We start from the raw sequence: 1,187 nt of genomic DNA on the forward strand, positions 1-1,187 counted from the left end.
GTGCCGGGCGCCGCGGCCGCGCGCCGGGTGACGGCGACGGCCTCGGCCAGATCCGCCGGAGCGCCGGCCAGTTCGAAGCGGGTCAGCAGCGCGCCGCCGAGGTTCGTCAGCTGCTCGGTCACCCGGCCATGGCTTCCGGCCGCGGTGACCGCCCGCCGCCCCGCCGCGATGGACTCGTCGAGGTCGGCCGGGTCCCGGGCCTGCTCGTACCGGGTCGTGAGGAAACCACTGAGGTTCGAGAGGTACTTGTCGAAGTCCTCGTCCGCGGTGCCCAGCTCCACGGCGCGCCGGGCCAGCACCACCGCCTGGTCGGCGTCGGCCCGGTCGCCGGTCAGCTGGAAACGCGTGAAGTGGGCCGCGCCGAAGAAGGACAGCCGCCGCGCGAGGGCGGGGTCGTCCGGCGGGGTCGCGCCGATGTTGTGCCGGTAACCGGAAATCACGTCGTCGAGCAGGCCGAGGTCGCCGGTGCGCGCCGCCTCCTGGAGCGCGGCGGTCAGCGGGCCCTGCGCCGCTTCCGCGAGCGCGGGCAGGAGTGGCTCGGGGAAGTCGATCTCGCCGAGCATCGTCGCGGCCGGGCTCAGCAGGTGCATTGCGGCACGGAGGGCGGCTTCGCGATCGGCGCCGAGCAGGACCTGCGCCTGGAGCCAGTGCAGCCAGCCCAGCACATAACCGGCTTCGACGTCAGGTTCCCGGCGGCTCTTTTCCAGATCCGCGGCCACCGCGACGACCGACGGCGCGAACGCCTGGGAATGATCACCCGATTGCCGGATCCGTGCCACGAAATCGCCGAGCAGAACGACGAGGTCGTCGCGACGTCCCACCGAAATCCCCCCTCGAACGCGCAGTGGCCGAGTGTATAGTGGCCGGACCATTCCCGGGGGAGGCCAGTGGAACGCGGCACCGAATCGGCGGAGCAGATCGCGGACGCTGTCGCCTATGTCTGCGAAAACGCCACCAGAATTCGCGAAACCCTCGAACGCGGTCCCGTCGGCGGAACCGCGCGGCTCGACGAGCTTTTCACCGCGTTGCGCGCCGGAAATGACGCGGGCGAGCCGCTGGAAGCCGTGCACCGCGCGCTGCGGCGGGCCCAGGACGCGGCCGGGGTGTTCGGGCGCACGCGGGACGCCGCCATGACGTCGCTCGCCGGGATCCGGCGCGACCACCCGCGCGAAACCGTGCTGTTGTGC

1 protein-coding gene and 1 pseudogene are annotated in these 1,187 nt (G+C 72.5%); one reads left to right on the top strand and one right to left on the bottom strand.

The features are described from left to right. A pseudogene (locus G3I65_RS39935) lies at positions 1–821 on the bottom strand (hypothetical protein); the annotation flags it as partial. Between the two features lie 66 nt (positions 822–887). On the opposite strand from G3I65_RS39935, the gene G3I65_RS39940 reads away from it, so the two are divergent. Next, on the top strand, positions 888–1,187 hold a 300-nt coding region (locus tag G3I65_RS39940; RefSeq protein ID WP_160700682.1), incomplete at its 3' end, for a hypothetical protein.

Source organism: Amycolatopsis sp. SID8362 (assembly GCF_010550475.1).
GTDB classification, from domain to species: domain Bacteria; phylum Actinomycetota; class Actinomycetes; order Mycobacteriales; family Pseudonocardiaceae; genus Amycolatopsis; species Amycolatopsis eburnea.